Origin of the sequence: Polaribacter sp., from assembly GCF_039939415.1 — a bacterium.
Taxonomy (GTDB): domain Bacteria; phylum Bacteroidota; class Bacteroidia; order Flavobacteriales; family Flavobacteriaceae; genus Polaribacter.
Genome location: NZ_JBDVJE010000059.1, coordinates 20749 through 46306, shown reverse-complemented (window position 1 = coordinate 46306; position 25558 = coordinate 20749). Strand labels below are relative to the sequence as shown.

General features: G+C 27.7%; 27 protein-coding genes. 13 read left to right on the top strand and 14 right to left on the bottom strand.

The features are described from left to right. The first annotated feature begins 176 nt into the window (after nt 1-176). From ABJG40_RS10070 to ABJG40_RS10050, 5 genes are all read left to right on the top strand, one after another. Complete coding sequence (locus ABJG40_RS10070) at nt 177-1061, top strand: AraC family transcriptional regulator (protein ID WP_348024448.1); 885 nt, start codon at nt 177-179, stop codon at nt 1059-1061. Nucleotides 1062-1092: 31 nt separating this feature from the next. Continuing rightward, nucleotides 1093-1596 carry a TrmH family RNA methyltransferase gene (locus ABJG40_RS10065; protein ID WP_348024447.1) on the top strand — a complete coding sequence of 168 codons (504 nt, stop codon included), beginning with the start codon at nt 1093-1095 and terminating at the stop codon, nt 1594-1596. Between the two features lie 32 nt (nt 1597-1628). After that, the gene (gene hemH, locus ABJG40_RS10060; RefSeq protein WP_348024446.1) at nt 1629-2645 is read left to right on the top strand and encodes a ferrochelatase; all 1017 of its coding nucleotides are present in this window, start codon (nt 1629-1631) and stop codon (nt 2643-2645) included. Nucleotides 2646-2806: 161 nt separating this feature from the next. Further along, a complete protein-coding gene (locus ABJG40_RS10055; protein ID WP_348024445.1) occupies nt 2807-3388 on the top strand; it encodes a CopD family protein in 582 nt (193 codons plus the stop codon). Nucleotides 3389-3460: 72 nt separating this feature from the next. Next, nucleotides 3461-3874, top strand: coding sequence for a lipocalin family protein (locus ABJG40_RS10050; RefSeq protein WP_348024444.1), 414 nt, complete (start codon nt 3461-3463; stop codon nt 3872-3874). A 34-nt stretch (nt 3875-3908) separates the two neighbouring features. On the opposite strand, the gene recR is transcribed toward ABJG40_RS10050, so the two are convergent. Continuing rightward, complete coding sequence (gene recR, locus ABJG40_RS10045; protein ID WP_348024443.1) at nt 3909-4526, bottom strand: recombination mediator RecR; 618 nt, start codon at nt 4524-4526, stop codon at nt 3909-3911. 95 nt (nt 4527-4621) lie between these two features. Between recR and ABJG40_RS10040 the strand changes: the two genes are divergently transcribed. The 5 genes from ABJG40_RS10040 (at nt 4622) to ABJG40_RS10020 (ending at nt 9834) form a co-directional block, all read left to right on the top strand. Next, nucleotides 4622-6076 carry a sodium:solute symporter gene (locus ABJG40_RS10040; RefSeq protein WP_348024442.1) on the top strand — a complete coding sequence of 485 codons (1455 nt, stop codon included), beginning with the start codon at nt 4622-4624 and terminating at the stop codon, nt 6074-6076. A gap of 463 nt (nt 6077-6539) precedes the next feature. Next, nucleotides 6540-7187 (top strand): pyridoxamine 5'-phosphate oxidase, encoded by a 648-nt coding sequence (gene pdxH, locus ABJG40_RS10035; protein ID WP_348024441.1) that lies wholly within the window; start codon nt 6540-6542, stop codon nt 7185-7187. A 34-nt stretch (nt 7188-7221) separates the two neighbouring features. Next, on the top strand, nt 7222-7710 hold the full coding sequence (locus tag ABJG40_RS10030) for a histidine phosphatase family protein (RefSeq protein WP_348024440.1): 489 nt from the start codon (nt 7222-7224) through the stop codon (nt 7708-7710). 6 nt (nt 7711-7716) lie between these two features. Beyond that, nucleotides 7717-8613 (top strand): exopolyphosphatase, encoded by an 897-nt coding sequence (locus tag ABJG40_RS10025; RefSeq protein ID WP_348024439.1) that lies wholly within the window; start codon nt 7717-7719, stop codon nt 8611-8613. Nucleotides 8614-8733: 120 nt separating this feature from the next. Then, nucleotides 8734-9834 (top strand): OmpA family protein, encoded by a 1101-nt coding sequence (locus ABJG40_RS10020; RefSeq protein ID WP_348024438.1) that lies wholly within the window; start codon nt 8734-8736, stop codon nt 9832-9834. 58 nt (nt 9835-9892) lie between these two features. Here ABJG40_RS10020 and ABJG40_RS10015 read toward each other — a convergent pair whose 3' ends face one another. Then, complete coding sequence (locus ABJG40_RS10015; RefSeq protein ID WP_348024437.1) at nt 9893-10366, bottom strand: thioredoxin family protein; 474 nt, start codon at nt 10364-10366, stop codon at nt 9893-9895. A 329-nt stretch (nt 10367-10695) separates the two neighbouring features. Here ABJG40_RS10015 and ABJG40_RS10010 point away from each other — a divergent pair, with 329 nt between their 5' ends. Then, nucleotides 10696-11964, top strand: a complete 1269-nt coding sequence (locus ABJG40_RS10010) for a hypothetical protein (protein ID WP_348024436.1) — start codon at nt 10696-10698, stop codon at nt 11962-11964. Here ABJG40_RS10010 and ABJG40_RS10005 read toward each other — a convergent pair. The 11 genes from ABJG40_RS10005 to ABJG40_RS09955 form a co-directional block, all read right to left on the bottom strand. Then, on the bottom strand, nt 11961-12995 hold the full coding sequence (locus ABJG40_RS10005; protein ID WP_348024435.1) for an AMP-binding protein: 1035 nt from the start codon (nt 12993-12995) through the stop codon (nt 11961-11963). The genes ABJG40_RS10010 and ABJG40_RS10005 overlap by 4 nt on opposite strands. After that, complete coding sequence (locus ABJG40_RS10000; protein WP_348024434.1) at nt 12992-13957, bottom strand: lysostaphin resistance A-like protein; 966 nt, start codon at nt 13955-13957, stop codon at nt 12992-12994. Before ABJG40_RS10000 ends, ABJG40_RS10005 begins: the two co-directional genes overlap by 4 nt. Nucleotides 13958-13959: 2 nt before the next feature. Beyond that, on the bottom strand, nt 13960-14997 hold the full coding sequence (locus tag ABJG40_RS09995; RefSeq protein WP_348024433.1) for an o-succinylbenzoate synthase: 1038 nt from the start codon (nt 14995-14997) through the stop codon (nt 13960-13962). A gap of 12 nt (nt 14998-15009) precedes the next feature. Continuing rightward, on the bottom strand, nt 15010-15522 hold the full coding sequence (locus tag ABJG40_RS09990; RefSeq protein ID WP_348024432.1) for an SRPBCC family protein: 513 nt from the start codon (nt 15520-15522) through the stop codon (nt 15010-15012). Nucleotide 15523: 1 nt separating this feature from the next. Further along, nucleotides 15524-16201 carry a metal-dependent hydrolase gene (locus ABJG40_RS09985; protein WP_348024431.1) on the bottom strand — a complete coding sequence of 226 codons (678 nt, stop codon included), beginning with the start codon at nt 16199-16201 and terminating at the stop codon, nt 15524-15526. A 25-nt stretch (nt 16202-16226) separates the two neighbouring features. Next, complete coding sequence (gene menA / locus ABJG40_RS09980; protein ID WP_348024430.1) at nt 16227-17165, bottom strand: 1,4-dihydroxy-2-naphthoate octaprenyltransferase; 939 nt, start codon at nt 17163-17165, stop codon at nt 16227-16229. Nucleotides 17166-17168: 3 nt separating this feature from the next. Beyond that, nucleotides 17169-17552, bottom strand: coding sequence for a hypothetical protein (locus ABJG40_RS09975; protein ID WP_348024429.1), 384 nt, complete (start codon nt 17550-17552; stop codon nt 17169-17171). Nucleotides 17553-17554: 2 nt separating this feature from the next. Continuing rightward, nucleotides 17555-18334, bottom strand: coding sequence for a (Fe-S)-binding protein (locus tag ABJG40_RS09970; RefSeq protein WP_348024428.1), 780 nt, complete (start codon nt 18332-18334; stop codon nt 17555-17557). Nucleotides 18335-18492: 158 nt separating this feature from the next. Then, a complete protein-coding gene (locus tag ABJG40_RS09965; RefSeq protein ID WP_348024427.1) occupies nt 18493-19809 on the bottom strand; it encodes a (Fe-S)-binding protein in 1317 nt (438 codons plus the stop codon). Nucleotides 19810-19840: 31 nt separating this feature from the next. Next, entirely contained in the window at nt 19841-20791 is a 951-nt protein-coding gene (locus ABJG40_RS09960) for an MlaD family protein (RefSeq protein WP_348024426.1), read from the bottom strand. A 56-nt stretch (nt 20792-20847) separates the two neighbouring features. Further along, nucleotides 20848-21930, bottom strand: coding sequence for an N-acetylmuramoyl-L-alanine amidase (locus tag ABJG40_RS09955; RefSeq protein WP_348024425.1), 1083 nt, complete (start codon nt 21928-21930; stop codon nt 20848-20850). A 207-nt stretch (nt 21931-22137) separates the two neighbouring features. On the opposite strand from ABJG40_RS09955, the gene ABJG40_RS09950 reads away from it, so the two are divergent. After that, the gene (locus ABJG40_RS09950; protein WP_348024424.1) at nt 22138-24696 is read left to right on the top strand and encodes a putative LPS assembly protein LptD; all 2559 of its coding nucleotides are present in this window, start codon (nt 22138-22140) and stop codon (nt 24694-24696) included. 71 nt (nt 24697-24767) lie between these two features. Further along, complete coding sequence (locus tag ABJG40_RS09945; RefSeq protein WP_348024423.1) at nt 24768-25148, top strand: RidA family protein; 381 nt, start codon at nt 24768-24770, stop codon at nt 25146-25148. On the opposite strand, the gene ABJG40_RS09940 is transcribed toward ABJG40_RS09945, so the two are convergent. Next, complete coding sequence (locus ABJG40_RS09940; protein WP_348024422.1) at nt 25141-25503, bottom strand: methylglyoxal synthase; 363 nt, start codon at nt 25501-25503, stop codon at nt 25141-25143. The two genes, ABJG40_RS09945 and ABJG40_RS09940, sit on opposite strands and share 8 nt — an antisense overlap. Between the last annotated feature and the right edge of the window lie 55 nt (nt 25504-25558).

Sequence of the window (25558 nt, the reverse complement as noted above, 5' to 3'; positions counted from 1 at the left end):
ACTTCAATCAAAAAAAAATGTCGCTAGAGGTATTTTTTTTATCGTTAAATGATTTTAAAAAAAAAAATAACCTATAAAACCATGAAAAGCTTTACTTTTGCTAAGGAATATAGGTTTTACAAAACAACAATATAGAATGATTCTAAATAACAAAAGTATTCTAAAAAACAAAAATTATGTTTAAAAATGTCGGAGAAAGTACTTTTGAAGAAATTACATTAGATAAGGGCTTTTATCTATTTCATTTTCAGAACGAAAGCAAAAAAATTCAAGATTTTGAAAGAGAAATTAGCAGCACTTTTATTCAAATTCATTTTTGTTTAAGAGGTAAATCTAAATTTCTTTTTAATAATAGCACTTACTCTTTTGATGTTTTAGATAATAGATCTATTTTACTGTACAACCCTCAAAGAGTTTTACCTATTCATTTAGAAATTCAGCCTAAAACAACCTTAATTTCTTTATTAATATCTATAGAAAAATTTCATTCATTATTTTCTAAAGAATCTGGTTACATACCCTTTTTAAGTGATGAAAATAGTAATAAAAAATACTATGATGACACAGAAATAAAACCTACAGTTTCTATTGTTTTACAACAAATCATCAACTCTAATATAAATAGTTCTATTAGAGATTTATATGTAAAAGGAAAAGTGTATGAGTTATTAAGTTTACATTTTCAAAAAGAAGAAAGCTCAGAAGGAGAATATTGCCCATTTTTAGTTGATGAAGAAAATGTTTTAAAGATAAGAAAAGCCAAAGAAATTATTATTTATAGAATGGCAGAACCACCAACTTTACAAGAATTATCTAATGAAATTGGATTAAATTTAAAGAAACTAAAAGATGGTTTTAAACAAATTTACGGAGATACAGTATATAGTTTTTTGTTTGACTATAAAATGGAACATGCTAGAAAACTTTTGGAAAGTAACCAATTTAATGTAAATGAAGTTGGTATAAAAGTTGGTTACAGCACATCTAGCCATTTTATTGCTGCCTTTAAAAAGAAATTTGGAACAACGCCAAAGAAATATGTAATGAGCCTTAAGCAGTAAGTAAAATTACAAACTTTGAAACTAAAATAAATTGAAACAACTAACACATTACGACATCAAAAATAAACAACAACAGTTTCCTATAACTATAGTTTGCGACACCATTAGAACTCCAGAAAATATAGGAATGTGTTTTCGTATCTCAGAGAGTTTTGGAGTACAAAAAATTTATTTTCATGAGAATTCCCCTTCCATAGAAAATCGTAAAGTCATCAATACTGCAAGAAATACCATCAATCAAATAGCACATGATAATTATAGCGATTTTGATGAATTAATAAATAATTTAAAACAAGAGGAAAACACCATTATTGGTATAGAAATTACTGATAAAAGCATCAATATTCAAAATTTTAATTTTAAAAATCATAAAAAAATCGTATTACTTTTGGGAAGTGAAAGAAACGGAATTAAAAATACCGACTTAATAGATGAAACCATTGCTATACCAATGTATGGTAGAAATTCATCTATAAATGTAATACACAGTTTAGCCATAACTTTGTACGAAATTACAAATCAAATTCTAAAATAATTTAAAAGATACTTAAATAAATTCAGCATAAAATGAAAGGAATTTTATTAAACAATTTAGGATCTCCAGATTCTACTGAAACAAAAGATGTAAAAAAATATTTAGGTGAATTTTTAATGGACGAACGTGTTATTGACATCCCATATTGGAAACGTTGGTTATTAATTAATGGAATCATATTAAATATTAGACCAAAAAAATCTGGAGCAGCCTACAAAAAAATTTGGTGGAAAAAAGGCTCTCCATTAGTAGTAATATCAGAAAGATTTACTAAAAAAGTAATTAACAAAGTAGATATCCCTGTTTCTTTAGCAATGCGTTATGGCTCTATGACCATGGAAAACGGAATTAAAGAACTGATAAACAAAGGTGTAACAGAAATATTTTTAGCACCTTTATATCCTCACTACGCAATGTCTTCTTACGAAACTGTTGTTACAAAAGCAGAAGAAATTTTAGCAGAAAAATATCCACAAGTAAAGTTAGATACCCTACCTCCTTTTTATAAGGAGCCAGATTACATAAAAGTAATGAGTAACAACATTGCAAATCATTTAAAAGGCTTTGATTATGATCATATTTTATTTTCTTACCACGGAATTCCAGAACGTCATATTTTAAAATCAGACCCAACAAAATCTCATTGTAAAATAGATGGTTCTTGTTGCGAACGTAATTCGGTTGCACATTACACATGTTACAGACACCAATGCTTTGAAACCACTAAAGAAATTGTAAAAGAATTAGGTTTAAAAGAAGGAACGTATAGTAATTCTTTTCAATCTCGTTTACTAAAAGATCCTTGGTTAAAACCTTATACTGATTTTGAACTTGAGAAATTCCCTTCAGAAGGAAAGAAAAAACTAGCAGTTATAACACCTGCATTTGTGGCAGATTGCTTAGAAACTTTAGAAGAAATTGCCATGGAAGGAAAAGAAGACTTTTTAAAAGCTGGAGGTACAGATTACAAACACATACCCTGTATGAACGACAATGATGATTGGGTAGATGTTATGGTAAAATGGATTAACGACTGGAAAAACAAGTAGGCAATAGTTAGCAGTTAGCAAAAATAAAAAGCAATATTGATTGTCATTTCTAAATGAGCTTTTTTAAGCGATTCAGAAACCTCATTATAACTAAAATTTAGATTCTTGCTTATTCTTTGTTCAGAATGACATCGATTAAAATAAATAAAAATTAAAAGATTATGGATTTTTTATACATAAAAGCACTACATATTATTTTTATTGTTACTTGGTTTGCTGGCTTGTTTTATATTGTTCGTTTATTTATATATCATGTAGAAGCAGAAAAAAAAGCGGAGCCCGCTAAAGAAATCTTACAAACTCAGTATAAATTAATGAGTAAAAGATTGTGGTATATGATTACTTGGCCTTCTGCAATTTTAGCCAGTATATTTGGTTTTTGGATGCTTTATAAAAATCCGTATTATTTAGAAATGCCTTGGATGCATATAAAACTTTCTTTTGTTTTAGCATTGTATATGTATCATGGATTTTGCCATAAAATATACAAACAATTACAAAATGATATCATAAAATATACTCCTTTAAAATTAAGAATTATAAATGAAGCACCAACTATTATTTTATTTGCTGTAGTCTTTTTAGTAACCTTACAAAGTGCTATAAATTGGATTTGGGGCGTTGTAGGAATCATTCTTTTTGGAGTCTTATTAATGTTAGGAATTAGACTCTACAAAAAAATTAGAGAAAAAAGGTCTTGGGAAAAAGCTGAGAAAGAGGTTTTGGAAAATAAAGACTCGTAATATACCTATATGTAGGTAGAGATAGAGCGTTCATTAATTGTATTTTTGAGAAAATCAATAAATCTTAAAACTATGAAAAAATTACTTTACCTATTTATCGCCTCTACTATTTTATTTTCTTGTACTACTAATGATGATGACGATTCTTCAGATCCCATAATTGGTATATGGCAATTAAGCTCAGAAACTGAAAACGGAACAGACATCTCAACATCTTGCGAACGAAAAAGTACAATTACATTTTTAGAAAATGGAACAACTACTCAAATATATTCTTATGAAGATGGAAATAATTGTTCAACAGAATCAGACTCTGCTACTTGGGAAAATTTAGGCAACTCTAACTATAAATTATATTATGGTGATGGAGATGGAGAAACTAGTAAAATAACATTCTCTCAAAACAATACTGTATTCAGTGTTACTAATACTGATGATTATAATGGCACAACTTACACATATGTTATAACTTACAAGAAAATTTAATTTAAAAAAGCTCACTTTATAAGTGAGCTTTTTTTTAACTTTTTATAGACTGCTCAAAAGGAATTCTATTTACAATAGATCTTCCCAAAGTAATTTCATCTGCATACTCTAATTCATCTCCAACAGAAATTCCTCTTGCAATTGTAGAAGTTGTAATTTCAAATTTCTCTATCTGTTTAAAAATATAAAAATTGGTTGTATCACCTTCCATTGTAGAACTTAGAGCAAAAATTAACTCTTTTACCTCTCCACTTTCCACTTTATGTATCAACGAATCAATTTTTAAGTTTTGTGGACCAATTCCTTCTATTGGAGAAATTTTACCTCCCAAAACATGATACAATCCATTAAATTGAGACGTACTTTCAATTGCCATTACATCTCTAATATCTTCAACAACACATACAATTTCTGGGTTTCTTTTTACATTATTGCAAATACCACATAAAACTGTATCAGAAATATTATGGCATTTTTCACAATTCTTTACATCATTTCTAAGATGCAATAACGCTTCAGACAAAAATTTTGTAGCATCAGAAGGTTGTTTTAATAAATGTAAAACCAAACGCAATGCAGTTCTCTTACCAATTCCTGGTAAACGCGATACTTCGTTTACTGCATTTTCTAAAAGTTTTGACGAAAAATCCATAGTTTGCGAAATTACAAATTATGAATTATGAAATCCTAAAAAGAAAGCAGAAAAACATATATTCGTAAATCATAATTATAGATTTATTTTATACAATGCAACCACTTCATATTTTTTTACTAATAATTACTTATTTTATTGTTTTAATTTCAATATCTTATTTTACTGGAAAAGATGATTCTAACGAAGTTTTCTTTAAAGCTAAAAGAAGTTCTCCATGGTATATAGTTGCATTCGGAATGATTGGTGCTTCGCTTTCAGGGGTTACATTTATTTCGGTTCCAGGAATGATAGAAGGCCAACAATTTGCTTACATGCAAGGTGTTTTTGGGTTCTTTTTTGGGTATCTAATCATCACATTTATATTACTTCCACTCTATTATAAATTAAATATCACGTCAATTTATCAATATTTAGAACAACGATTTGGAAAAATTAGTTATAAAACTGGGGCTTTTTTCTTTCTTCTTTCAAGAATTACTGGTGCGTCATTTAGATTATTTTTAGTGGCTTTAGCAATGCAATATATTGTATTCGAAGAAATTGGAATTCCGTTTGAAGTTACCGTAATCATTTCTATTTTATTAATTTGGATTTATACATTTAGAGGAGGAATTAAAACTATAGTTTGGACAGATACGTTGCAAACTTTGGCAATGTTAGTAGCTGTTGGATTATCAATTTATTTAATCAATCAAAAATTAGATTGGAGTTTTACAGAATTTTTAAATTCTGATGAATTTTCGACTAAAGGTCAAATTTTCTTTTTTGATGATGTAAACTCTACAACCTATTTCTGGAAATATTTTATAGGAGGAATCTTTATAGCAGTTGCTATGACAGGTTTAGATCAAGACATGATGCAAAAAAATCTGACTTGTAAGAACAACAAAGATGCTCAGAAAAACATGATTACGATGGCAACATTATTAATTATAGTTAACTTTTTCTTTTTATCATTAGGAGCACTTTTATTTATATATGCAGATAAAATTGGAGTTTCAATACCAATTGTTGATGGTAAAATAAGAACAGATTTATTGTTTCCAGAAATTGCGATGAATCAAAATTTAGGAACAGGTGTTGCTATCACATTTATAATTGGACTAATTGCAGCTGCATATTCTAGCGCAGATTCTGCTTTAACGTCTTTAACAACCTCTTTTTCTGTCGATTTTTTAAATATTGAAAAAAAAACAATAGAACAACAAAAACCATTTCGAAAAAAAGTACATATTGGTGTCTCTATTTTACTAATATTTGTTGTTATTATATTTAATAATTTAGAAGGTAATGTTGTAGGAAATTTATTCAAATTTGCAACTTACACTTACGGTCCTTTATTAGGATTGTTTGCTTTCGGAATTTTAACAAAACATAAAATTAAAGACAATTATTCTTGGGTAGTAGCCTTACTATCAATCATTATTAGTTTTGTAATTACATCATTACCAGAAAGTATAATAGGAGCCTATAAATTTCATTGGGAAATTTTACCCCTAAATGGTTTTATTACTTTTATGGGATTATATTTAATTAGAAGAAAGTAAACGGAAAATGGTCTGGTTATTACGAATATGGATCAGGGTATTTTTATCCTTTTTTTGGTAGTAGAGTTAATTTTGAAATTATTTTCAATCTAGAGAAGAATGATACTTTTAATGGTCAAATTAAAGAAAAACCTTCTCAGTACCCTGTTCCTGTAGACGTTGAAATTAAAGTTTTTTTTGATGGTGATTTTATATCTTTTGTAAAAAGTTACAAGGTTAGACCAGAAGTTAGTGAAGATGGAAATTCAATTAGCATTAAAGAAGGGATTTTAGAGGTTTCTTTTACAGGTTATATTGATAAAACCAATGAATGTATTTATGTTGCTTGGGATTTAGAATATCCTTTTACAGAAAATGGAGAAACTTTCATAGATTATTTAAGTGGAATTTGGATGATAAAAAAAGATTCTTAAATTTCATAATCATTAAAACAATTGTACTTTTACTCATCATTACAATAAAGATGTCAAAAGACCTAAGTAACTACAGAAAATCATACGAAAAACAAGAACTTTTAGAAAGTAATTGTCCAGAAAACCCAATGGAGTTTTTTCAAACATGGTTTATTAATGCAGATAATTCTAATATGGTAGATGAAAGTAATGCCATGAACATAGCATCTATAGGTATAGATGGTTTTCCTAAAAACAGAGTTGTTCTTTTAAAGAAATATACTTGGGAAGGTTTTATTTTCTACACCAATTACAATTCTGAAAAAGGAAAAGCAATTGCTGCTAACAATAATGTTTGTTTATCTTTTTTTTGGCCTGCATTAGAACAACAAATTATTATAAAAGGAAAAGCAGAGTTATTAGCAGAAAATTTATCTGATGGTTATTTCGAATCTAGACCAGATGGTAGTAAATTAGGTGCTTGGGCTTCAAACCAAAGTTCAGTTATTTCATCTAGAGAAGAACTAGATAATAATTTAAAAGACTTCGAAAATAAATTTAAAAGTAAAGAAATAGAAAGACCAAAATATTGGGGAGGCTACTTAGTGAAACCTATTTCTATTGAATTTTGGCAAGGGAGACCAAACAGAATGCATGATAGAATTAGATATACATTAGAAGAAGATTTTTCTTGGAAAATAGAAAGATTAGCGCCATAAATTTTTATATTTACAATTCAACAATTAAAATTGGATGAAAACTTTATACATAGTTAGGCATGCAAAATCTTCTTGGGAATACTCTGGAATTGAAGATATTGACAGACCTTTAAAAAAACGAGGAATTAAAGACTCACATTTAATGTCTAAATTTTTGTCAAAGAAAATTGACAGACCAGACGTTTTTGTTTCTAGTAGCGCAAATAGAGCACTCCACACAGCTGTAATTTTTTGTGAAAATTTCGAATACCCATTGTCTAATCTTCAAATAAAAAGACAACTTTATAGTTTTAGTGATGGTTATTTAGTAAAAACTGTAAATGCCTTAGATGATGGTTTTAATTCTGCCATTATTTTTAGTCATGATCATGGTATTAATTCATTTGTAAATAAGTTTGGTAATAAACCTATTTCTCATGTAACGACTTGTGGAGTTATTGGAATTAAATTTGATGAAAAACACTGGAAAAATATAAAAAAAGGGAAAACTTTTATGATTGAATTCCCTAAAAATCATAAATAAAATAATTTGTTAGAAATTAAAAAATACGGTGCTATCGATATTGGGTCTAATGCTATAAGACTTTTAATATCTAATGTAATAGTATCAGAAGACAAAGAACCTCAATTTAAAAAATCTTCTTTAGTACGTGTGCCTATACGTTTGGGCGCAGATGCTTTTGTTAAAGGTTCTATTAGCAAAGCAAATACATCTAGAATGATAAATGCTTTAGAAGCGTTTAAATTATTAATGGATGTTCATGGTGTAGAAAGATATAAAGCTTGTGCTACTTCTGCCATGAGAGAAGCAGAAAACGGTAAAGAAGTTGTAGAAAAAATTCTTTCCAAAACAGGTGTTCAAATAGATATTATTGGAGGAAAAGAAGAAGCTGCTATAATTTCTTCTACAGATTTAAATCACTTAATAGAAGGAGATAGCTCTTATTTATATGTTGATGTTGGTGGTGGTAGTACAGAATTTACAGTGTTTTCTAAAGGAAAAATAATTGCTTCTAAATCTTTTAAAATGGGAACTGTACGTTTATTAAATAATAAAAAATCTGTGAATAAAGAAATTTTTGTTAATGTTGAAAAATGGATTAAAAAGAATACCAAAAACTTAAAAAAAATATCCTTAATTGGCTCTGGAGGTAACATTAACAAACTTTTTAAAATGTCTGGTAGAACAGAAGGAAAACCTATTTCTTATATTTATTTAAATGCTCAATATCAGTTTTTAAAACAAATGACCTATAATGAAAGAATTTCTGAACTAAGCTTAAATCCAGATAGAGCAGATGTTATAATTCCTGCTACAAAAATTTATTTATCTGCCATGAAATGGAGTGGAGCAAGAAAAATATTTGTTCCTAAAATTGGTCTTTCAGACGGAATTATTAAAAGCCTGTTTTACAATAAGTTGTAATTTAAATTATATTTTTATTAACATAATTTTAACAAATTTGTTTTTTTTTGTAAATTACATGTGACTTACGAAATAATTGTGTGTCACAATAACGAACTAAAAATCAAAAACAGATTAATTATGAAAAAAATTTTATTTAGCGGAATGCTTTTAATGTTTGGAGCAGTAGCATTTGCTCAAGACTTACCTGAAAATCCAGAACCAGGAAAATGTTATGTACGTTGTAAAACTCCTGAAGTATGGAAAAATGAAGATGTAACAATTGAAATAGCACCTGCTTACAAAAGAATTGTAACACATCCTGCTGAGTATGAAACAGTAACTGAAAGAGTTTTAATTAAAGAAGCTGGACAACGTTTAGTTGTAGTACCTGCAGTTTGGGAAACTAAAACTATTACTTATACAGCTAAAGAAGATGCAAACAAATTAAGAGTTATTGCTGCAACTTTTAGCTCAGATACAGAAACTATTGAAACTAAAGCTGCTTCTGCAAACTGGGAAATGAGTGAAAAAGCTCCTGATTGTGAATCTAGTGACCCAAATGATTGTAGATATTGGTGTTATAAACCAGTACCTGCTAAATTTGTAACTGTACCATTAACTAAATTAGCTAAAGACGCAACAACTGCTTCTAGTGAAGTTCCTGGTTATGAAAAAACTTATACTAAAAGAGTAATGGTAACACCTCCAACTACTAAATCTGTTGAAATTCCTGCAGTTTATGGAAGTATCAAAAAAACAGTTTTAGTAAAAGATGCTTGGCAAGAAGAAGTAACTATTGCTGCTAAATATAAAACAGTAACTAAAGAAATCTTAGTTAATAAAGGTGGTTTAACTACTTGGAAAGAAGTTGAGTGTTCTTTAGTTAACAATACTATTTTACCAATTAACTGGAACTTAGGAAGTGCTACTTTAACTTCTGGTGCTAAAAGAATTATTGACTCTAGATTATTACCAGTATTAAAAGATGGTGTAGCAGTTGCCTTAGAATCTCATACAGATTCAAGAGGGACTAAAGCTTCTAATCAAGATTTATCTGAAAGAAGAGCTCAGGCTGTAACCAATTACTTAATTTCTAAAGGAGTAAACCCTAGCCAATTAACTGGTAACGGTTTTGGAGAATCTAAATTAACTAACAGATGTGCAGATGGAGTTTCTTGTACTGAAGCAGAACATAGAGCAAATAGAAGAACAACTTTTAGAGTTATCAATCAAAAATAATTTATTCTTCTAACAAAGAATCCAAAAAAACCGAAGCTTATGCTTTGGTTTTTTTTTGTTAATAATTTTCAATAACAGACTGTATAAATGGATAATAATATTCTGTTAGAATTAAACCTTTTTTATATCCTATCATTTTTCCTTTATGGTTTACAAAAACTAAGGTTGGAAAAGAATGTATTTTAAATTTTCTTTTTAAATCATTTGTAATTTCTAATTTTTCAGGAGAAACAATATCTTTATTTCTAGGAGTATCTGCTTCATATAAAATTAAATCTTTATCTGCAATAGCTTTAAATTTTTCTGTATGAAACAATTTTTTATCTAAAACTTTACAGGGGCCACACCAATCTGATCCTGTAAAATATATAAGAACTGGTTTTTTTTCTTTTTTAGATTTTTTTAATGCCTTTTTATAATTAGTCTCCCAATTTACAGAAAAAGTATCTGCAAACTCAGTAACCAAATCTTGTGCATTACTGATATCAATTACAAATAAACACAATAATAAACTAAATAATACTTTTTTCATAAGAAGAATTTTCTTCAAAAATATCAAAAATAATACCAAATAAAAAACTTTATAAATTTGAAAAGTATTTTTTTGTTTGAAAAAGAAAAAGATATTTGAAAAATACAAAAGTCGTGATCAAATGATCACGACTTTTTATTCTTGACATTAAAATGCAATAAGTTTAATCCCCCAATTTTTTTTATTACACATGACTTTAATAATCAAGTTCAAATATATATTATCTTAAAACATAATACCATAATAAATGACTACTAATCTACTACAAACAATAAAATAACTAAATATAACTACTATATTTGTACATAAAAAAATAAAGCTACTTAATAATGAAACATTTACGGTTAATTAAAATTATTATTCCCTTTGTTCTTTCTATTTTATCAAATTCATTTATTGCACAAGAAGTTTTAATTAAAAATGAAGATTCTTGGCATTATTACGATCAAGGTTATTTAGAAAATGATTGGATAAATATTAATAATTTTTCTGATTGGAAAAAAGGAAAATCACCACTTGGATATGGAGATGAAATAAATAATACTGAAATTAGTTTTGGTAAAAAAAAAGAAAAAAAACATATTACCAAGTATTTTAAAAAGAAAATCTTTATTAATAACAACTATATTGCTTATGAAATTAGATTGCAAAAAGACGATGGTGCTGTTGTTTATGTAAATGGAAAAGAAATATTTAGAGACAATATGCCTTCTGATATCGAAATTACAAACATAACACTTTCATCAAACACTATTAAAGGAGCTAAAGAAAGCGAATTTAATTTACATTATGTTGATAAAAATATTTTTAACAATGGAAAAAATATTATAAGTGTAGAGGTTCATCAAGCATATAAAGAATCTAGTGATTGTATTTTTAGTTTAGAACTAATTGGACATGAAAACCCTAAAATTTTGCCCTTTATTTTAGATAATAAGAATAAAACCAATAAAGATTTAGAACATCAAATAAAAGATTTAAATAATAAATTTGAATACGAAAAAACCTTGCTTCAAAAAGAAAGTTTAGAGGGGACTAATTATAATTTAAAATTTTTGGTTTCATTGATTTCAATTTTATTTATAATCTCTTTATTTGGGTATTATTTCATTATTGAAAACTCTAAAAAAAAACAATTAATAAAAGAAAAAAAAATTAACAACTTAAATATTGAAAACCTAAAAAAAGATAAAAAAATAATAACATTATCTACCAATTTATTACATAACAAACAATATTTCAAAGAAATAAAAGCAGATATAAAAAGCCTAAAAACAAAAGAAACTACAACATTAAAAAGCATTATAAATCAAATTGATAAAGTTTTAGAAAGTGATGATGAATGGAATACTTTAAAAAAGCATTTTAATGCTGTATATGATAATTTTTATGATAAACTAATATCTAGACACCCTACAATTACAGAAACAGAACTAAGACATTGTATGTTTATAAAACTTCATTTACATACAAAAGAAATAGCAAAAATTTTATTGATTGACCCACGATCTGTACAAACAGGGCGTTATAGAATTAAAAAGAAAATGAATTTAGGAGAAAATGTAGATTTAAGAGATTATCTTTTAAATTTAGATTAAAAAATAAAATTTATTGTTTTAGAACGTTGGATTTTTTTTGTTTTAGTTTCTATAAATTTATTCACAAAATAAATTTCTTTAGGAATTTCAAACTTATGTAAGTTTACATTAGAAAAACTTATTTCTTTAAAATCTCCTTCTACAATTAAAACTAATTTTTCTCCTAGTTTTTCATCAGGAATACCTGCTACAAAAAAACGATTAGAAATAATTACCGATAATTTTTCTTCTATTATTTCTGGATGTAATTTAACTCCACCAGAATTAATAACATTATCAAAACGTCCTAACCATTTAAATTTGTTTTCAGAAATTAAATCAATAATATCATTTGTAAAAACAATTTCATCAGATACATCTAAAGCTTTAACAACCAAACAACCTCTAATGTCTTTGTAAATATTAATTCCAGGTAAAACATTATAAAAATTAGGCATAATTTTTAAATTATTTAATTTCTTAATTGCAATATGTGTTATAGTCTCAGTCATACCATAAGTAGCGTAAACGTTACAAGTAGAGTTTTGCAGCTTCTCTTGTAGCTTTTTAGACACTACACCTCCACCAACAATTAATTTCTTTATAAATTTAATTTTTTCTATTGAATTTTCTAATTGCAAAGGTACCATTGCAGAAAAATCATATTCTTTTTCAATTTCTTTTAATGGAAAAGAATTTGTTTTTATTACATCTAAATGCCACCCTAAAGTTAAGGCTCTTACAAACATCATTTTACCAGCAACATAACCAACAGATAAACATAGTAAAGCAGCTGTTTTTTCTTTTAAATTAAAATAGTTTCCTGTAGTTAGAGCAGAATTTATCATCTGTCTTTTTTGTAATTTAATTTTTTTTGGTTTTCCCGTAGAACCAGAAGTTTGTACTACAATAAAATCTTCTTTAGAAAACCATTTTTTTAAAAAAGAATGAATTTCTTCTGAAAAATTAAAACTATAATTAAGAATCTCATTTACAGACGAAAATGAAATTCCATTTAATTTAAAATCTCTATGAAATCTATCTATTTTCAATCTTCTAAAACTCTATAGTTCTCTTTTAAGTTTAAAGGTTTTTCAATTTTTCCTGTAAGTTTTTCTAACCAATTGGTCCAACCATATTTTTTAGAAAACATAAATAACATTAATGGATATAAAACTAATACAGGAAAAAACATTTCCCAACCAACAGAAGGTTCAGATGTATCTATATACAAAGCATCCGTTTGAAAAACAGTCCAATTTGTAGTTACAAAAAAAGCAGCTACAATGTTATTTATTGCATGCAAACCAAGTGCTAATTCTGTTCCTTCATCCATTAAAGTTGTAATCCCATAAAACAAACCTGTACCAATATAAAAAACCATAGAAATATATCCTAGCTTTTCTACTTCTGGGTTTGCACCATGTAATAAACCAAAACAAACAGATGTTAAAATTAATGGCACCCATCTATTTTTTGCTAAAATACCTAAACCTTGCATAAAATAACCTCTAAAAAGTAATTCTTCAAACGAAGTTTGAAAAGGTAAAAATAAAAAAGATACAGCTACTAAAGTAAAAAACGGTTTTGCTTTAAAATTCCAAATATAATTTTCTGGAGATAAATAAATACCTATTACAATTACCACAGAAGCAATAATACCCCAAGTTAAAAAACCAAACCAAAAACGATTCCAATCTAGAGAATTTCTACTTGTTATTAAAGACTTTATTGTTCTTTTATGTAAATATTTAACTCCAATTATAAGACTAATTAGGCCAAAAATAAACATCAAAATCATAAAGAAAAGAAAAAGATTTTTATCAATCCCTAAGGTCATAAAATTGTCTTGAGCAGCTTTTGTAAATTCTGCTAAATTAGCTGAATATGAATAAGCTAAAGCCATTAAAGGAATGCCTCCTAAAATTTGCCAACCTATAAATACTATAAAAATTGTTAACACCCAATGAAACCATTCATTGTTTCCTTTATATGCTTGTTGTATAAAATTCATTTTTATAAATTAAATTTCCAGTATTTATCTGGATTATATTGTAAAGTTCCCTTTTTAACTTCTAACGGGCTTTCAAAATTATTGGTAAATAAACCTCCAGTTCCTAAACCTTGTGGTAAGCTACTTTTTAAAGTGTGTGTAAATTGAGCAATTGCATTTAAACCAACATTACTTTCTAATGCAGAAGTTATCCACCAATCACATTTATTTTCTTTAGCTAAATTAATCCATTCTAAACTACCTACAAAACCGCCTATTAAACTAGGTTTTAAAATAATATATTGAGGTTTAATTGCTGTTAATAATTTCTTTTTTGCTTCCGAAGAAAATACACCAATTAGTTCTTCATCTAACGCAATTGGCAAAGGTGTTTTTGCACATAATTCTGCCATTTCATTCACCAAACCTTGTTTTATGGGTTGTTCTATCGAATGAATATCTAACTCTGACAATCTTTGTAACTTATCTAAAGCATTCTTAGGAATAAAAGCTCCATTTGCATCTACTCTTAGTTCTATTTCCTTTGATGAAAACTCATTTCTAATTGACTTTAAAAGTTCTATTTCTGCCTCAAAATCAATGGCACCAATTTTCATTTTAATGCATGAAAATCCGGTTTTTAACTTCTCTTTAATCTGCTTTTTCATGAACTCTTTCTCTCCCATCCAGATTAAGCCATTTATAGCAATCGTTTCTTTTCCTTTTGTAAATTCTGAAGGAAACAGCTGAAATTGATCTTTACTTTTTAAAGATAAATAAGCTTGTTCTAATCCAAATTGAATTGATGGAAACTCTAATAATTCATTTAGCAACCACTCAAGTCCTTTTGATATATTACTACAAGTCCAAATTAATTTTTCTTCATAATTAGAAACATCATCTACACTTAAACCTCTAAACAAACCTGTTTCTCCAATACCTGTTTTACCATTTTCTTCTAAAACGATAAACCAAGTTTCTTTAGTTCTTAAAACACCACGTGAAGTTCCACTTGGGTTTTTAAAATCGAGAATGTATTTTTTGTAATTGGCTTTTATCAAAAGAAAGAGTTATTATTTTTCTATATATGCTTTAAAATTATTTAAATAAGATTGATCTTGATCTCTAAAGGTTCCTTTAAAATAAGGAAACATACAAGCCATAACATATGATTCACTTTGGCAACTTGAGTTTAAAGTGATTGTAGTTACACCTTCTTCTGATGTAAAAATATAATCATCTCTTTTTAACATATTTTCTGCATCAAAAAACAATGTCACTTTTTCATTAGGCACAAAAGCAAGCACTTTTTCTGTCATAGTAATCTCTTCACCATTAGCATCTATTACAATTTTATAAATAGACCCTGTTTTACCTGGATTTTCAGAAACAACATCAAAAGATTTAATTTCTGGAATCCAGTTTTTAATATTCTCCGAATTATTAAATGTTTTAAAAACTTCTTCAATAGGTTTATTTACCATAACTTCTGCTGAGTAATCTGTTTTCTTAACAATTAACCCTGTAAGGAAAAAAGCTATTACAAATACAGAAATGATTCCTAAAATTATTTTTATTGTTTTCATTTTATAAACTTAAATTTTCTCCTATTTGTAATAGAATTAGTTCCTTTTCTTTTGATGCAAACTGATTTTTAGCTTCATTTACATCTATTTCTATAGGAGGAAATGTGTTAAAATGACATGCTATAACCTTATTACATTCTACTAAATTACTTGCTAAAATTGCATCTTCTACACCCATTGTAAAAGTATCACCAATAGGTAAAATTACTGCATCTAATTTTACTGACAAAGGAATCAATTTCATATCCATAGTTACAGCTGTATCACCTGCAATATAAATATTTCTATTTTTTGATGAGATAACAAAACCACCAGGTTCTCCTCCATAAGTTCCATCTGCAAAAGAAGAAGTATGAATTGCATTTACATATTTCGCAGAAAAATTATCTGATTTAAAAGTTCCTCCATGATTTAATGCGAATACATTTAAGTCTTTAGCACCATAATACGTGGCAATTTCATAGTTAGAAACAATTATAGCGTTTGTTCTTTCTGCAATCACCTCAACATCTAAAACATGATCTTGATGCGCATGAGTTAACAAAATATAATCTACTTTTAAAGTAGAAATATCAATATGAGAAGCTAATGCATTTCCTGTAATAAATGGATCTATTAAAATATAAATTCCATTAATTTCTATTGAAAAACAAGAATGCCCTAAAAATGTAATATTCATAATTTATTTATTTGATGCTTAAAATTTACAAAAGTTGCCCAATTCCAAAAAGAATTGAAAACAAAAATGTACTTAAAGCTACTTTTTTTAATTCAGAGTCTAACTCAGCAGGATTTTTATTGATAGCTACTGTTTTTACATTTTTAATTAAAGGTACAAATGCAATCAAAAAAACGAATTGATAAATAGTTCTAAAATCTAAAAATGTATAAACCAATGCAGAAACTAAAGCTCCTAATATTAAAAAATAATGATATTTTTTTGCTTTTTTATTTCCTAGTTTTACAACTAATGTATTTTTTTTGTTCTTTTTATCTTCTACCCTATCTCTTAAATTGTTCAAATTTAAAACAGCTGTACTTAACAAACCAATAGAAATTGCTGGCAAAAATATTTGCCAATTTATATGCTTTGTATATAAAAAATAACTTCCAACTACACTTAATAAGCCAAAGAATAGAAATACAAAAACATCTCCAAAACCACTGTAACCATAAGCAGAATTACCAACTGTATATTTTATAGCAGCTGCAATAGATGCAATTCCAAGACCAAAGAATAAAATTGAATACCCAAAATTTTCTTTACCAAATGAAACGTAAATCAATAATAGAGCAACTATTAAAGTAATAATAGTTGTTACTATCATAGCAGATTTCATTTGCTTTGGAGTTATTGCTCCTGATGAAACCATTCTTGCTTCTCCTGTCCTATTTTTATCTGAACCTTTAACTCCATCTCCATAATCATTTGCAAAGTTTGATAATACCTGAAAACCAATTGTGGTTAGAATTGCTAACCAGAAAATTGGAGATTGTAAAATTGAAGGACAACCAAAACAACAACTAAATATCTCAAGGTCTTTCAAATAATCTTGATACCCTATAAAACTTCCAACAATAATACCAGAAACAGATAGAGGCAATGTTCTTAAACGTGCAGCTTTTATATAATTTTTAATCATTTATTAAATAGCACCTAATTTTAAAGCTTCTTTAATATGAATGCGCTTACCATTTTTAATAGGAACAATAAAAGCATCATTACAAACACTTAAAAGCATATTTTTATATTCGACTGCTTCTTTGTAAGTTAAAAACTCTCCTAATCTATATTTATTAAGAGTATCTTCTTTAGTTGTTGTAACATTTGCTAATGTTTCTAAAGTTTTGTTTTCATTTTGATAAGCTCCAATTTGAATTGTAAAAAATAATTCTGAATTTGATTTAATATATTGATCTGGTAAACTTAGAGCGATTACTTTTAAATAGTTAGCCTCTTCTTTAGTTTGAGCTCTTAAACTATTTACACTTAGAAAACATAAAACTGCAAAAAATAAAAAGTTTTTCATTCTTATAAATTGTTTGCTTCAGCAATTAATTCTGCAATATCTTTAACTTCTACTTCCGCTTCTTTTTCTTTAAATTTTATTCCATCTGTCATCATTGTATTACAATAAGGACAACCAGTTGCAATAATATTAGGTTTTGTTTCTAAAGCATCTTCTGTTCTTAAAACATTAATTTCTTTATCTCCTTTTTCTGCATCTTTAAACATTTGGGCACCACCTGCACCACAACATAAAGCTGTTGCTTTGTTGCGTTTCATTTCTGTTAAATTAACTCCTAATCTTTTAATTAATTCTCTAGGAGACTCATAAACATTGTTTGCCCTTCCTAAGTAACAAGGGTCATGAAAGGTTACTTTTTTCCCTTTTAAAGTTGTACTATCTATTTTTAAACGTCCTTCTGAAATCAAATTCTGAATAAATTGAGTGTGATGAAAAACTTCATATTTACCACCTAATGAAGGGTATTCATTTTTAAGTGTATTAAATGAATGTGGATCACAAGTAACAATTTTCTTTACTTCATATCCATTTAATACCTCAATATTCATCATTGCTTGCATTTGAAATAAAAACTCATTTCCTGCTCTTTTTGCTGCATCTCCTGTAGATGATTCTTCTGTTCCTAAAACTGCAAAATCTACATTTGCTTGATGTAATATTTTTACGAATGCTCTTGATATTTTTTTTGCTCTATCATCATAACTTCCTGCTGCGCCAACCCAAAACAACACTTCTGGTTGCTTACCTTGAGCCATTAAATCTGCCATTGTTGGTACGTTCATAATAAAATGTTTAATTGTTTATTCGTTGAAACGTTTAATTGTTAAAAACTTCTCGATACAAATTTATTCGTTCCTCATAAATTCACTCGAAGTGACAGTATATTAGTTACTTCTTCTTAAAATCTAGCTGCTAACTGCTACTGAAAACTGCAAACTATTTACTCTTCGTTTGCCCAATTCAATCTATCTTGTTGATTGTATTGCCAAGGAGCACCATTATTTTCGATGTTTGTCATCATCATATTTAATTCTTGTGGTGCTGCACTTTCTTCCATTACTAAATATCTTCTCATATCCATAATAATAGATAGTGGGTCAATATTTACTGGACATTCTTCTACACAAGCATTACAACTTGTACATGCCCAAAGTTCTTCTGGAGTAATATAATCGTTTAACAACTGCTTACCATCATCTACAAAAGAACCTTTATTTGCATCTATATTTCTACCTACTTCTTCTAAACGATCTCTTGTATCCATCATAATTTTACGAGGAGACAATTGTTTACCAGTTAAATTTGCAGGACAAGAAGATGTACATCTACCACATTCTGTACATGTATATGCATTCATTAATTGAACCCAATTTAAATCTACAACATCTGAAGCTCCAAATTTTTCTGGTACAGTTTCTTCTGCTCCTTCTGCAGGCATTGCATAAGGATCTGCATCAGGATCCATCATTAGTTTTACCTCATTAGTAACAGATTCTAGATTATTGAATTGTCCTTTTGGGTTTAAATTTGCAAAATATGTATTTGGAAAAGCTAATAGTATATGTAAATGTTTAGAATAATATAAATAATTTAAGAAAACTAAAATTCCTAAAATATGAATCCACCAAGCGCTTCTTTCAATTATATGAATTGATTCTGACGAAAAACCATCAAAAAAAGGCACAATAAATTGACTTATTATATTACCAACACCTGCTTGTTGAAATATTGTATCTGTTGCATTCATCACCAAAAACAAGGTCATTAAAACCATTTCGAAATAAAGAATATAATTACCATCATTTTTAGGCCATCCTTTCATTTCTTTACTTAAAAATCTTTTTATGTTTGATACATTTCTACGCAACCAAAAAACAACAACAGCCACAAAAACTAAGGTTGCTAAAATTTCAAATGTTCCAATTAAGAAACCATAAAAACCTTTACCTAAAACACCTAGAAACACTCTATGAGTACCAAATAAACCATCTATAATAATTTCTAAAACTTCTATATTAATAATAATAAAACCCACATAAACAATAATGTGTAAAACCCCAGACAAAGGTCTTTTTACCATTTTAGATTGCCCTAGAGCAATCATTATCATATTCTTTAATCTTTCTGACTTTTTATCTGACCTATCTATATCTTTACCTAATTTAATGTTTCTTGAAATTTTACGAATATTCATCGTAAAAAAACCAACACCTAATACTAAAGCGATGGCAAATAATATATTTGGTAAGTATTGCATTATATTGAAAATTAAATGATTAAAATACTACTTATTCTGTTTCTTTTTTGGGTGAGTAAGATTTTGCTCTTTTACCAAACAATGAGAAATGTACAAAACGTTTTGGGTTTAATTTCATTTCTCTAAGCAAGTTTTCTAATTCTTTAGACATCGTTGTAATATTATTGTACAGTTTATCATCTGTAACTAATAAGCCTAAAGTTCCTTTACCTGAATGGATTCCTTCTAATAATAAATTTGCAGAAGTAAGTGTTACCTCTGCTTTTCTCATAATTTCTCCAATATTAGCATTTGCTAAAGTATCTGAAACTCTAGAGAAATTATCTGTAATCAATTTTGTGTTTTTAATACTTTCTTTTAAATTTACTGACGTAGAATCAATTAAACCATTAACAGATAACATTGTTTTTTTTACTTCATTTAAAGTAAACTCTAGTGATTTAACAGAATTTTTTAAACTTTTTTGAGTTTTAATATCTAAAATATTATTTACATTTTTAAATAATGAATCTGCACTTACAATTACGTGTTCTAACTTTGCTTGAATCGGGTCTAACCTTTCTCCAATTGAAGTAAATAAACTTGACTCTATTTCTCCTTTTAATACATCTCCTGAAACAGCATTTTCTCCTTCATATTCTGGAATAATAGCCAAATTAGATCCACCTAAAGGACTTGGTGAATAAATTTTAACAATACTTTTTTTAGAAAAAGAAAAATCATTATCTAAAATAAAACTTACAACTAAGTGCCCTTTTTTTGTAATATTTTTATTAAATTCTATACTGGTAACTTTACCTACTTTTAAACCATTAATTGTAACAAGACTAGATGTACTTAAACCTGCAATATTACTATACTCCACTTGAAAATTGCGTGTATTTGTATCAAACAAATTTTGCCCTTTTAAAAAATTATATCCCCATATAAATATAGCAATTACAATTACGGCAACAATACCTGTTTTTATTTCTTTAGACATGAATTAAAAATTTTAATAACAATATTACTAATTATTTTTGGTTGAAACCGTTAAATCTATTGCATTTTAATAGCTTGGGTTACAGATATTTTTTCTCCGTTCTTAAAAGCAACAATAAAAGCTGAAGTAAAACCTTTGGTCTTAGCTATTTTTAAAGATCTTTTTACTTGATTATAATCTGAATTATTACCATAATAATACTTAAAATATTTACCTACAGCAACTCTTTCAATTTCTTTTAAACCCTTAAAATTATAAGGATTTGTAGGTATTTTATTTTTACCTGATGCAATTTGAACCTTATACTCAACAGTGTTTTCTATAGTACTTTCTGAGGTAATTGTATTTAATTTTAAATTATTTACATATTTTAACACAGCATCTGTTATTGCTCTTCCCATTTGTTCTTGCCCTTTTTTAGAGTTTAAGAACCTTCCTTCTTTTTTATTTGTTAAAAAACCTAATTCTACCAAAACACTTGGCATTATTGTTTCTCTTAATACCTGAAAATTATCTTGTTTTACTTTTCTATCGTTTCTTTTTAACTTAAATGCAAAATTATTCTGAATTAAACTTGCTATGGCCAAACTCTTATCTAAATTTTCTTCTTGTAAAAGCGATAATCCTATAACAGATTCTGCAGAATTTTTATCAAAACCTTTATATCTATCTTTAAAATTATCTTCTAAAAAAATAGCCGCATTTTCTCTTTTAGCAATTTCTAAGTTCTTTTTATTACCTCTTAAACCCAAAACAAATGTACCTGCTCCGTAAGCATTTGATGTATGAGAATCACAATGAATAGACACAAATAAATCTGCTTTTGCATTATTGGCAATATCTCCTCTTTTCCATAAATCTACAAAAACATCTTTTTTTCTTGTAAAAAGAACTTTTATTTCTTTATTTTTAGATAGAGCTTTACCAACTTCTAAAGCAACTTTTAAGGCAATATTCTTCTCTCTATATCCGTTTCCTAAATTACCAGGATCTTTACCACCATGACCTGCATCAAGAACTATTACGTATTTTTTTTGAGCAAGCATTGATGATGAAGCCATCAAAAAAGAGACTGCAAAAAATAAAATAAAAATAATTTTTGCTTTGATATTAATTTTGTTGTTTTCTTGAATTTGCATCAATAAAATTTAACTAATTTTGGCATCTTAAATTTGGTGCTTCAAATATTGAGCCATATTTTTAACATTTATACAAAAATAGTATTTAAAGCATTGCAAACAAACCTATCATACATACTTTTATTCTGTAGTTTATTTTTTATAGAAATAGGCCTTTCTCAAGACAATAAGTCTAAAAAGAGCACTATTAAAAAAGATACTACAATTATGAAACAAATAGACACTCTTTTTAAAAGTAAAAAAGATTCTTTGATTTCAAACAAAAAAGATTCGCTTTTATTAGATTCTATTAAACCAAAAGAAACAATAGAAGATATTATTGTACACGTAGCTAAAGATTATACAATACAAAATGCAAAAGATAAAACCGTAACTTTATATAATGAAGCAAATATAACATATACAGATATTGATTTAAAAGCAGGGGTAATAATTATTGATTATAAGAAAAATACACTTTTTGCTAAAGGTATTATAGATAGTACTGGTTATGTTCAACGTCCTGTTTTTAAACAAGGGAATCAAGAATCTGAACAAGATTCTATGGTTTATAATTTTAAAAGTAAACGTGCCTTAATTTATGGTTTAAAAACGAAACAAGGTGAAATGTTTACTTATGGAGAAAAAACGAAACGTGTTAACGATTCTACTATTTACATTAGGAAAATAAAATTTACAACGTCAGAAAAAGAAATACCAGATTACTATATTGCAACTGACAAAGCAAAACTTGTACCCGGTAAAAAAATTATTGTTGGTACAAGTAATCTAGTATTAGCTGATATACCTACACCTATTTTTATTCCTTTTGCCTATTTTCCTATAACAGAAACTAGTGTTTCTGGCTTTTTAATTCCTTCGTTTGACACTGGTAGTAGTTCTAGAGGTATTGGTTTTCAAAATGGTGGATATTACTTTGCAATTAATGATTATATGGATTTAACGGTACAGGGTGATGCATATTCTAACGGAAGTTGGGGAACAAGAATATCATCCAACTATAGAAAAAGGTATAAATATAGTGGTTCTTTTAATTTTAATTTTGAAAATAATATTAGTGGCATTAGAGGTTTTGATGATTATTCTAAATCAAACAATTTTAATATTACATGGTCACATAGTCCTGACTCTAAAGCGAGCCCAAATTCTAGATTCTCTGCATCAGTAAGAATGGGTAGTAGTAAGTTTTTTAGAGAATCACAAAATCAATATAATGTTTCTCAAACACAAACTAATACATTTAATTCTTCTGTAAATTACAGTAAAACTTTTGTTGGTACTCCCTTTAATATGAACTTAACAGCTTCACATCAACAGAACACAAACACAGAAGAAATTACGATGACATTGCCATCGTTAACTGTAAATATGAATAGAGTATATCCATTTGCAGGTAAAGGCGGAGTTCAAAAAACACCTATTCAAAAAATGGGGTTTAATTACACCATGCAAGGTCAATATTTAATAAACACTACAGATGATGAGTTTTTTACAGGTAAAATGTTTGAAACAGCTAGATCTGGAATGCAGCATAAAACAGGAACTAACACAAATCTTAAAGCTTTTAAATATTTCACATTATCTCCAAGTGTAAATTATGAAGAAACTTGGCAGTTTGATTATATTCAAAAGGATTATGATGTTACAGAAAATGTTGTGGTTACTGATACTTTAAGAGGATTTAAAAGCTATAGAGAATATAATGCAGGTTTAAGTTTATCTACTAATATTTATGGTACTTTTAATTTTAAAAAAGGACGATTAAAAACGATTAGACATACTTTTAGACCTTCTATTTCTTATTCTTATAGACCAGATTTTAAAGACAAATATATTAAACAGGTACAACAAAGTGCAGATGCAACAGATTTAGACGAATACACTGTATTTGACGAAGGTATTTATGGAGCTCCATCTTCTGGTTTAAGTAATTCTATTGGTATTACATTAAACAATGTTTTAGAGGCAAAAATTGCTCCTAAAGATCCTGATAGTGATGAAGAAGATGAAAAAATTACAATTTTAAACAATTTAAACTTTAGTAGTTCTTACAATATTGCTGCTGATAGTTTACGTTGGTCTCCTGTTAGCTTTTCTACAGGAACAAGATTATTTAAAGACAAACTAGCTGTAAACTTAAGTGGATCTATGGATCCATACAAAGTAAATAGTTCTGGTGTAAGAATAAATGAATTTAATGCCAATATTTTAAGATTAACAAACGCTAGTTTAACTGCAAATTATTCCATTTCTAGTAAAGATTTTGGAAAAGACAAAGAAAAAGAAAAAAATAAAAATGGAAACGGATCACAAGCACCACCAGATGTTATTGGTGCAGATATAAACCCTACAGATAGTTTTGGTCAAAAAAATGGTATAAATACGAATAAGGAAGATAAGAACAAAAAAGCCCAATTATACAATTCTGATATACCATGGTCTATAAACTTAGCTTATTCTGCTAGTTATACCAACAATGGTATAGACCCAGGAACTGTTGGTATACATAGTATAATGTTTAGTGGAAATTTAGAACTTTCTCCTAAATGGAAAATGGGCTATTCTTCTGGTTATGATGTTAAAGGTGGGGCTTTTACTTTTTCTAGATTTAATTTTACTAGAGATTTAGATAGTTGGCAATTCAATTTTAATTGGGTTCCTTTTGGCACAAACTCTTCTTATACATTTTTTATTGGTGTTAAATCTTCTATGTTATCTGATTTAAAATGGGATAAAAATAAACCACCAGATAGAGTTTTGTTTTAACCCTTATATACTACATAATTTATTAATAGCATTTTTTTATATTTATTTTCAAACTTTAAATTTATCATCAAATGAAAAAAATAATAACTACAACAAAAGCTCCTGCTCCTATAGGACCATACAATCAGGCTGTATTAAGCGGTAATACCTTATATACATCTGGTCAAATTGCGATAAACCCAGAAAACGGAGAACTTGTTTTAGGTTCTATTAAAGAAGAAACTAAACAAGTAATGCAAAACCTAAAAGAAGTTTTAACGGCTGCAGAAATGACTTTTGAAAACGTAATTAAGACATCAATTTTCATTTCTGACATGAACAACTTTGCCGAAATAAACGCTGTTTACGGAGAATATTTTAATGAAGAAACTGCTCCTGCAAGAGAAACAGTAGAAGTTGCCAATTTACCTAAGTTTGTTAATGTAGAAATTAGTGCAATCGCTATTAAATAGCTCGCATTAATAAATCTGCTGTAGCAGGGTTTGTTGCTAACGGCACATTATGAACATCACAAATTCTTAATAACATTATAATATCTGGTTCATGTGGGTGTTTTTCATGTGGGTCTCTAAAAAACAAAACCATATTACATTTACCTTCTGCTACTCTTGCTGCAATTTGAGCATCTCCACCAATTGGACCAGATAAAAATCTTGTTACTACAAAACCAGCTTTTTCGGCTTTAGAGCCTGTTGTTCCTGTAGAAATTAATTTAATATTCTTTCTAAGCAAAACTTCTTTATGCTCATTTAAAAACTGAACCATTTCTGCTTTTTTGCCATCATGTGCAATAATTGCTATTTCCATATATATTCTTTTTTATAATAAGTTAAAAATAAATAAAGCCTGATAATGTATAAAC